This is a genomic window from Echinicola sediminis, from assembly GCF_054777495.1.
Genome location: NZ_BAAHAP010000145.1, coordinates 1 through 9,373, shown reverse-complemented (window position 1 = coordinate 9,373; position 9,373 = coordinate 1). Strand labels below are relative to the sequence as shown.

Annotated in this window: 9 protein-coding genes; 1 reads left to right on the top strand and 8 read right to left on the bottom strand. The window is 34.8% G+C overall.

Annotation, left to right across the window (positions count from 1 at the left end; all coding sequences use genetic code 11):
* Positions 1-80: 80 nt before the first annotated feature.
* From ACYVAA_RS21305 to ACYVAA_RS21285, 5 genes are all read right to left on the bottom strand, one after another.
* Positions 81-1,673 carry a heparinase II/III domain-containing protein gene (locus ACYVAA_RS21305; protein WP_460545729.1) on the bottom strand — a complete coding sequence of 531 codons (1,593 nt, stop codon included), beginning with the start codon at positions 1,671-1,673 and terminating at the stop codon, positions 81-83.
* A gap of 20 nt (positions 1,674-1,693) precedes the next feature.
* Positions 1,694-2,806, bottom strand: coding sequence for a UDP-N-acetyl glucosamine 2-epimerase (gene wecB, locus ACYVAA_RS21300; protein WP_460545727.1), 1,113 nt, complete (start codon positions 2,804-2,806; stop codon positions 1,694-1,696).
* Positions 2,807-2,890: 84 nt separating this feature from the next.
* Positions 2,891-3,829, bottom strand: a complete 939-nt coding sequence (locus ACYVAA_RS21295; protein WP_460545725.1) for a hypothetical protein — start codon at positions 3,827-3,829, stop codon at positions 2,891-2,893.
* Between the two features lie 7 nt (positions 3,830-3,836).
* Positions 3,837-4,877 (bottom strand): glycosyltransferase family protein, encoded by a 1,041-nt coding sequence (locus tag ACYVAA_RS21290; RefSeq protein WP_460545723.1) that lies wholly within the window; start codon positions 4,875-4,877, stop codon positions 3,837-3,839.
* Between the two features lie 4 nt (positions 4,878-4,881).
* On the bottom strand, positions 4,882-5,457 hold the full coding sequence (locus tag ACYVAA_RS21285) for a hypothetical protein (protein WP_460545721.1): 576 nt from the start codon (positions 5,455-5,457) through the stop codon (positions 4,882-4,884).
* 138 nt (positions 5,458-5,595) lie between these two features.
* Here ACYVAA_RS21285 and ACYVAA_RS21280 point away from each other — a divergent pair, with 138 nt between their 5' ends.
* Entirely contained in the window at positions 5,596-5,799 is a 204-nt protein-coding gene (locus ACYVAA_RS21280; protein WP_460545719.1) for a hypothetical protein, read from the top strand.
* Between the two features lie 504 nt (positions 5,800-6,303).
* On the opposite strand, the gene ACYVAA_RS21275 is transcribed toward ACYVAA_RS21280, so the two are convergent.
* The 3 genes from ACYVAA_RS21275 to ACYVAA_RS21265 form a co-directional block, all read right to left on the bottom strand.
* The gene (locus tag ACYVAA_RS21275; RefSeq protein WP_460545717.1) at positions 6,304-7,764 is read right to left on the bottom strand and encodes an MOP flippase family protein; all 1,461 of its coding nucleotides are present in this window, start codon (positions 7,762-7,764) and stop codon (positions 6,304-6,306) included.
* Complete coding sequence (locus tag ACYVAA_RS21270) at positions 7,761-8,915, bottom strand: glycosyltransferase family protein (protein ID WP_460545715.1); 1,155 nt, start codon at positions 8,913-8,915, stop codon at positions 7,761-7,763. Before ACYVAA_RS21270 ends, ACYVAA_RS21275 begins: the two co-directional genes overlap by 4 nt.
* Positions 8,908-9,373 (bottom strand): sugar phosphate nucleotidyltransferase (locus tag ACYVAA_RS21265; RefSeq protein WP_460545713.1); only part of this gene is annotated, 466 nt, incomplete at its 5' end. The genes ACYVAA_RS21265 and ACYVAA_RS21270, both read right to left, overlap by 8 nt.

The window sequence follows — 9,373 nt, the reverse complement described above, 5'->3', positions numbered from 1 at the left end:
CCATTCCTTGCAATGTTCGTAAGTTCTATTTGCAGGTGCATTTACCTCTGGAGGAAAATTATCTGTTAAAAAAAGAATCTTCATGCTTTTGATATGGAAACTTCAATTTCCTTCTTATTCAATAATTCAATATTTATTCGCTGAGCAACTAACGTATTATTAAATCCTTCACAAAATTGATATTGTTCAATCAATGAATTTTGAACTCCCTCAAATTTTATAAATAAATTATTGTTAATCAAAAATTTACTCTGATGCCATTTTTCTATTTTTACTCTTGGGTGAAAATGAATATAAAAATTAGCCTTTGTGCAAGATTTCCCTATAATTCTATCTTTAATTGACAGCTGTTTATCGATGGCCGAGAATGTTCTTTCATGAACTATTCCTTTGTGAGCATATCCATTATGATGAGCTATTATCTTATTACCTGTATCTTCAGTAATTGTTACAAGGGCTCTTTTTCCCACTCTAAAACCGGCCCATATATCTGAAGAGTTTTCCTCATCTATAACTAAGGTATTATGAGCTTGAGTGGATCTTTCATAATTCCTTTCATTCGAAATAGTATATGTTGATGTGCCAGTGTCTACGATAATAGGTTCGTCATTGTAATTAAGACAGAATGAAAAAGTATCTGCATGCGCATGCCCTGGCTGGTAAGTGGGACTAATCCCATTCACATCTACAACAATCTCAAATTCATCAAATAGAAACTTTCTATAACCTGAACCAGATAAAAGTAAATTTTCATCAAAATCAATATTCAATTTCCTTGCAATCTCATTTAACTGATTAGATGACCATGCTATTCCATTTGAACTATCGTTAAAATGGGGAATATCCCCATTTCTAAAACTAATGTTGTTTAACCAAGAAAGCATCGACTCAGCTTTTTCTTTGAATAAATCATTAATTTTATTATTCTTTCCAGTAAAATAAAAAGCTTCAAAAACCCTGAAAAGCATAATTTGATGGTACATTGGACTTAATTCAAAGTGGGCCCCATCGTTTAATATTTGTTCTTTTAGTTGAGAAGACAGCAATTTCACGGCTTTTCTCTTCCATATATCGACGTTAAAAAAGGATCCTCCCATCAATAAAGCAAACGCATTTTCCAATAAGTGGTTTCCTAAAAGATGGTATTCCAGATTTTGACTAAGATAATTTATTTCAGCCTTCAAATAACCCAGTAAAAGTTTATCACCTAACCTTTCTTCAGTACACAAAAACCTAATTACATTCATGATCCTTAATGATGCAGGATAAGGTTCTAATGGTAATTTACCTTCCCAAAGCCATTTATAAAGATCACAGATCAAACAAAATCTTTCATTAACAGGAATAGCATCCTGTCTCAAAAAATCAGCATATTGTAAATTATAATTCCATAATTTTCCATGCTTTTGGAAATTCCAATCTATTTGCCCTTCAAATTCTTGATCAAGATTTAGAAAGGTAAATCTTCTTCCCTTTTCATTAAGAATACAAACCTCCTTTACTTCAGGTAAATCAAAAAACTTCAATTTTATAATATGATCATAGTCTATTTGATATTTACTTAAAGGGCCAGGTTTAATCAGCCTATTTTTCAACTGGTAAGCCACCTGAATAGGCTTCAGATGGCTTACTGTTTGCACTACTTTTTTAAAGTATTCAATTTTATTTTTCATGGAAAAGGGAAAGCTCGGGATTAGGCCGAAACGATTGCTTGTTCCTTATTTAGATTCAGTAGTTCCCGTACTATTCTGGCAGCTGTCTTTCCATCCCACTTTTCAATTCCTTTACCCTTTTTCCAATCACCTTTAAACAATTTCTCCATAGCAGGAGCAATTGCCTTAGGGTCAGTACCTAGTAATTCATTGGTTCCAAAAGTTATGGTTTCTGGCCTTTCTGTATTATCTCTCAGGGTCATACAAGGTACCTCCATCACCGTGGTCTCTTCAGTAATTCCTCCCGAATCAGTCACCACACATTTGGCTTTTTCAACCAAATAGTTAAATTCCAAATACCCTAAAGGTTCCACCATATGCAATCTTTCATGGGAAACACCTAAGTTCTCCAATATTTTCCGGGTTCTCGGATGCACAGGAAAAACCAAAGGTAAACCATTAGTGTGATCGACTATTTCGTCGATTAACTCTTTGAGTTTTTCTTCTTGGTCCACATTGGCAGGACGGTGTAAAGTCATTACAAAATATTTGCCTTTTTCCAACCCTATTTCGTCCCAAACCGAGGGTTTTTCAAACCTAGGCCGATGCTTTAGTAAGGTATCGATCATGGTATTCCCTACAAAAAATATCCTGCTTTCTTCTATACCTGACTTTCTCAGATTTTCATTGGCTACTTCGGAGGTGGTGAAGAAATAATTGGTAATACTATCAGTCACCATCCTATTGATTTCCTCTGGCATAGACCAATCTCCCGAGCGGATTCCCGCTTCCACATGGGCCACCGGAACATGAAGCTTTTGAGCGGAGATTGCGCAGGCCATGGTAGATGTTACATCTCCTACTACTAAACATAAGTCTGACTTAACTTCTGATAATAACTTTTCATAGCCTATCATAATCGCAGCCGTTTGTTCTGCTTGGCTTCCACCACCTGCTCCTAGGTTTACATCCGGTTCGGGAATGCCCAATTGCTCAAAAAAGCTTCCAGACATGTTTTTATCATAGTGCTGCCCCGTATGGATCAACCTAAAGGAAATATCCTCTCCTCTACCCTGGGCCTCTTTGATGGCATCGATGATAGGGGAAATTTTCATGAAATTTGGCCTAGCGCCAGCAATAAGATCTATTTTCATTATTTTTCTTTATATAACACTATCAATTGATTATAATTAATTTGCCAGATCAGTTATATTAGTACTCCAGCTAAAACACTAATATTATATTCGGTACAAATTTACAATTTTATCAACATCTGCCTCAACAGAAACCATAAAGGGAGTATGCAGCTTTGAAATATTGCTAAAAACACGCTTAATATCACCTCTCTTATACAGAATTGTCCCTTTTGGACGAGAGACAACATCAGTACAAAAGGTTAATTTACCCAAAAAAAGGGATTCTCGAACAGAAAGTGAATCTCCATCAGTACTTGTATTTCGGATAGTAGCATCCCCCAGCTCCATGACCTTAAAAAAGGAATGAGGCCCTGTCAGCAGAAGTATGTTTTGGGGTATTTCAAAATTTTCACTTTCCAATAACCTACTGTAGCTCGAGGAAGGGTCAGAAATTATCAACCCATAACGCTCATTTCCACTGAAAGCCTTAATCAACTCTATTATACCATATATTTCTTGATCATTTTTATCATAGGCCACCTGACCAGCATTAGTACAAAACAAGAAACGGTCGCTTTTTAAGGCTATTATTTTTTTCCTCCATGTATTGGAAAGAACTTGCTTGTTAAGGTCCGGTGGCAAAAACGCGGATATCAATTGGGCATTTGAGTTAAGTTTTTGTGCTTTTCGATAGCTCTTTTCATTCAATAAGACAGGTCGATGGGCAAATCTGATTGCGAATAGATCCAGTTGATTTTTAAGGCGAGATTTGTACCTTCCCAAATCACCGTGCAAGGTAAAATCCACCCTTTTTCCCAACACTTTTCCCAGTAAGACAATAAGAAACCTTAAGTAAGGGTTTGATGAGTGCAGATGAATGTTTTGATATTTTAAAAAGCCTTTCAGTCCTTGCCATACTTTGTCACGGGCCAAATCAAAAAAAACAAAAGAAATGTTGGTAGTCCTTAATTGATATAACAACCTTTCCATATGAACCGTTACTCCCCCTATAGGAGGAGGGGTTTTTCCAATAATAAACACCGCCTTATCATTCACCATGATACATTCTCACATACTTATCATAGTTATACCCTGACCAGGTAAACACTTGTAAATCCTCTTGATTATGAAAGAGTTGGGCAATTTTCTCCTCTTTGCTTTCTAGCAGATAGGAAGAGAAGGCTTCCATTTCACCCTCATATATATACCCTAAATGATTGTGCCTGACGATCTGACCGTAATCCCCTGTTCCTTTACTTACTATAGGCAACACCCCTCTGGATAGATACTCTAAAAATTTTACGGGGGATGCGACATTATTCATTACAATGTCGTCTCGAAACAAAAATCCATAATCATGATTAGGCAATTCATTTAAAACAAATTCCCGGTTGCCTGATTTTATGGTGTAATTGCTTAAGCCTACCGCCTCCACCTTTTGTTTCATTTCCTTAGATGCTCCGGTAATAAAGGTAAAATGTGCCTTGATTCTCTTATTCATGTTCACACAGAAATCAAGAATTAGATCTATATTTTGCCATTTACTTATCCCTCCAACATAGACAAACCGATGAACATCTCGTTTGATCATTGGTTGTAAACAGATATTTTCTATCAAACATGGTACCACTTCGTACTTTCTGGACTTATACCTCTTAGATAAAAATCGTTTTAAATTTTCGGAAACACAGTGCACTTCATCAGCCAAAAATGTCGGGACAGCTTCCAATAAGTATAAAAGTAAAAACTTAAAGGCATTATGATTCTTTAGATAAGATTCATACGAAGAAACTCCCCTAAAATCATAAATTTTTTTCCCCCTGCTCTTAATACCCTTTAAGAAGTCCCAAATACTCCTGGTATATACCGTATCATTACTGTCAACAAGCGTATAAATATCCTTTAGCTTAAGATAACGTACTATATTTCTCCCTTCAAAACTTTCTCCTTCAAAATCCCCCTGATAAACGCAATACACTACTTGCTTGTATCTTTTTTTAAAATAGAAATCACCCTTATTAAACACCTGAGAGTCTACAATTCCTAGGGATAAGCCCTTAGGTACTATAACAAATAACCGATTTTTCAATTTTTCAATAAGTAAATGCCACCGCCAAAGATATCGCAAAGGATATAATCAGCGTAAAAACTATTTTCACGTACTTTGTATTAATCAGGAAGCCTCTCTCTTGCAATTCTAGACAGACTAAAACAATGCCAAACGGCAAATACATCATCACATGCCTAAAGGTAGCTGTGGTTAAAGCAACTCCCAAAAAAAGCATTACAAAACTGATTTTTAGGCGAAAATCAATTTTACGGTTTTTTAAGCTCCACCATAAAAATGGAAAAAAGATTATTTGTAAAATGGTAGAAAGGGTTAAAAATACCTGATGAAAAGACCCTAATCCTGGTGCGGGGATGAAAAACAGAAATAAAATGCGTGGTATCGCTCCAAGCCATATAGGTAAGCTAAATATTTCCCCCCCCACATTGCCAAACCGGTCTACATTCATTTCCTCATACCTCCCTATCAAAGACAAAAAACCTTCTATGTAAACACCAAAATAGAGCAAGGCCAGCAATCCAAAACTGAATAATAGCACAGGTAAATACTTTTTTAACTTTTGGGACTCGAATTGAAGCATAGCTACCGTCAGAAACATCATAGCAAATGAGGCTACCCTTAAAAAAAATAGTATTAATAATAAAGCCACTACTTGGATCCAGTAAGACCACCCCTTTTCCCTGATACTGATATAAAACAAATACACTATGATCAAAGACACCAAGGTGTCCCGAAAAATATGTGTAGAATTGAAAATCATCACGGGAAAAAGAAATACTACAAAAGTGATGATCTTTTTGACTTTATCGTTACCCGTATAAATACTTCCCAATTGACCTGCATAATATGCAGTAAGAAGCAGGAAAACAATATTGAGGAGCTTAGGCAACAAGGAGCTGTATTCTCCAAAAAAGCTGGACAGCCATCGGAGCAAAATAATTAAGTAGACATACCCCTTGGAATTATGAAGAATCCCCCTTCCTCCCTCAATATTAACTAAATGCTGATTTATATAAAGCGGATTGATACCGTATTTTTCGAAAAAACCTGCCGACCAAAATACGTCAAAATTATAATCGTCACTATATAGCCCTAAATAATAGTTGGTTCCGTAAAAAGCGCCCCAATATTCATGAAAGAACACGCAAATTATAGCGCCCACAGAGCATAAAAAGGGTACGTAAACTGTCTTTCTGAAGGTAATAAAACACCAAACAATAAATATATTATAAATAAAAAAAACACTAATCTCATTAATCCATAAAAAGTAAAAACTTACCAAAACAGTAGTCCAAATAACAAATATAAATTGGATATTTAGTTTAGAATACTTCATTAAAATTAAAAATATTTACTTTTGGGGAAAGAACCCCTTAGTTATTTTTTTACTAGAACCACTATGATTAGAAATAATCATACACATTCTCTTTTGGTTAAGTATATATAACTACTTAATTTTTAGCACATAAAATTTAAACATATTAAAAAATTCAATTAAACCTTTTCTATGGATAATAAATAGCACTATAAAAAGTAAAAAAATCGCAAACAATGCCTTTGAAATGCTAACTAAAAACACATTACTCCATATATAATAGTCCGAAATATAATAAAGGTAAAACATTGAAATTATTAAAAATACAAACAAAGGATTACCAAACGTTTTAAAATATTTTAAAAAGCCTACCTGAATCATATTGTAAATTTGAAAATGATAGAAAGGGACTATTAAAATAAAATTAAGAAAAGCTAACGAAGCAGCTGTTACATCTACTCCATACCTTGCTGAATAAAATAGGGTCATAGCCGAAATCGTAACTCTAAAAATTGTCCATTTAAATCCTATATCCGTACGTCCCGTAGCTATCTGCAAGCTGCCTACGGGATTGCTTAAGGAATTAATTGCATATGCGATAGCTAAAAATCCTAAAACATGATAACCAGAAACGTAGGAGCTTCCATACATAAAACCTAAAATCTCTTTCGATAAAGCCACCACTATTAGATAAATAGGTAGATTAATTAATGTGAGAGTATGAATCAATTTAAGATAAACTTCCCTCAATTTTTCTTTCCTTGTTTGAATAGAAGAAAACAATGGGTTAAACACTGTCAAAACTACAGGGTTAATTAATGAGTATATTTTTATTACAATTTGTTTTGAAAGTGTATATACCCCTAAACTTTCTGCTCCTAATGTTTTCCCAATAATCAGAACATCCATCTCCCTCGAAAAAAAATCCATCACAGAACTTCCCATGGTAAACCCTCCAATTTTCAAAAAAGGAACTGTATCCCTGTAATTATAATAAAAGCTAATGGGATGCATTTTGATATTGCCCATAAAAAAGAAAAAATTCGAAAGACAGGATGCCGTCAATGTGGAATAAACCAAACTGTAAACGCCATAATCGTTCATTGCCAAAACCAGAGCCACCATTAAGGCTATGAAAAAAGAAAACAATTCTATCAATGTTATTGATTTAAAGAAAAAATGTTTCTGCATCGTTGTTCTATGCTGTCTCCCTATCGCAATAAAAAGGATATTCATCCCCAAAATGGGTATGATAACAGTTAACTCTTGCTCACCGTAAAAATCAGCAACAAGTGAAGCTGAGGCCCAAATAATTAAAAATAAGCCAATGGCAATGAATATATTCAGCCAATAGAGACTACTATATTCTTTTTTTGAAATCTTTTGGTGGTGTAAAATGGCCGAGGTTAGCCCCATATCAAGAAAAATATTGGAAAAATTGATCACTATAAGAGCCATGGAAACCAAGCCAAAAGCCTCCTTGGGCAAAAACCTGGTCAATACACTAATTTGCAAAAGTTGAAATAAGGATCTACCTATAGTCCCAATTGAGGTCCATTTTACTCCCTTAGAAGCCTTCTCTACTAAACTCACCTTTCTGTTCTCCTAATTATTTGAGCCCAACCCTCAATTGTTTTAGACCAGCTTGAAAAAGAATAAATAACCTTTGCATTTTCCTTGCATCGGTCATGGGTGCTTTCCATACCGCATTTTAATACATCTTCCAATTTAAATGTCAGGTTGTCAATGCTATCAACGGAATCAAAAAAGACCCCTTGCTCACGTAAAAATCCATATGGCAACCAACTGCCGGCAATTACATAACCTCCACAATATAATACCTCCCTCATCGACCCACTAAATGCATCATTAATCATTACATTAATCATCACATCCGTTAAATTTCTCAAATGGGCAACCATTTCTTCTGAAATAAAATCCGTTAAAATAAGGCTTTCAAACGGCATGTCACAGCACAGCCTTCTCACCTCTTCCAAATAAGCATGCTCCGCACCGTAAGTCATGGGCAAAATCACTCTTATTTTTGGATAGAAGTTTGCGTCAATTTTGGAAATGGCTTTAATAGCATCAAGATGCTGATGGATTTGTCCTCCATTATGTCCTACTGTAATATTTATCTTATGGTCATTAATGCCAAACTTTCCTCTACTATCCGATTTTTTTACGCCAGTATTTTTAAATTCACGCAAAACTTCAATTGGCTGATTACCAAAATAGCAAATAGAAATTTTAGGTAGTGTTTTGGGAAATTCCTTTACAAAATCGTCTCTCATCACGGGAGATCCTATGATAATATGATCTGAATGCTTAAATAAGCAGTTAAGTTTTTGCTTTTTGTTACACTTATAAAAATCGCTTCCCCAAAGTGCCGATACTAATTTATTCGTATTAGACTTCAAAAAAAAGCTAATCAGGGAAATCCATGGTTTCACATAATGAATTAAGATAGCATCCTTTCCAAGCTGCTTCCTCCTTAGAACCGATAAGGTCTTAACAATTCTTACCAAACTTCCACATCCCGGTAACTTTTCAAAAATGGAATTATTTGTCGAAATGAAATTAATGTCATGGTAAACATGAGATATGTCCACTCCATTCCTTTCAGGAAATGTACTGAGAATCGAAACCTGAATTTCAGGAACTTCTTTTTTTAACCACTTGCAAAAATTAATATTATACTGGTGATATGCATCACCTATAATTAACAGGTCTATCTTACTCATCTTTGCTTCTCAAATACTCATCCCATTCCCCTATGTCCTTCCAAGATTTTTCACTCACTGGAAAAACCCCCACTCTTCCATTCCTCTTTTTTACTTTTTCAATCAAATGAGTAATATGAAAAAATTCGTTTTCAGGTATTTCATCAATCAAGGAAGGTTCCAGTACATACAAACCCGCGTTGATCTTAATCGTCCAATTAGGTTTTTCGGCCATATTTTCTAACACCCCATTTTCGCCTGTTTCTATCGTTCCATAAGGTATGCTAATATGCTTTAATGCAGGCACCAAAGTAATTTCATTGCGATTTTCTTTATGGTATTTCAAAATCTGACTATAATCCTCATCTATCAAAATATCACAATTAGACACAAAAAATGTTTCTTTTAGTTTTCCCTTCAAAAGGTGTAAACTTCCAGCTGTTCCTAGCGGCTTGTCTTCTTTAAAGAAATTAAGCTCA

Coding starts and splice junctions, on each gene's coding strand:
- ACYVAA_RS21305 (WP_460545729.1), bottom strand. CDS start 1,673: ATGAAAAATAAAATTGAATACTTTAAAAAAGTAGTGCAAACAGTAAGC.
- wecB (WP_460545727.1), bottom strand. CDS start 2,806: ATGAAAATAGATCTTATTGCTGGCGCTAGGCCAAATTTCATGAAAATT.
- ACYVAA_RS21285 (WP_460545721.1), bottom strand. CDS start 5,457: ATGATGTTTCTGACGGTAGCTATGCTTCAATTCGAGTCCCAAAAGTTA.
- ACYVAA_RS21280 (WP_460545719.1), top strand. CDS start 5,596: ATGTGTAGAATTGAAAATCATCACGGGAAAAAGAAATACTACAAAAGT.
- ACYVAA_RS21270 (WP_460545715.1), bottom strand. CDS start 8,915: ATGAGTAAGATAGACCTGTTAATTATAGGTGATGCATATCACCAGTAT.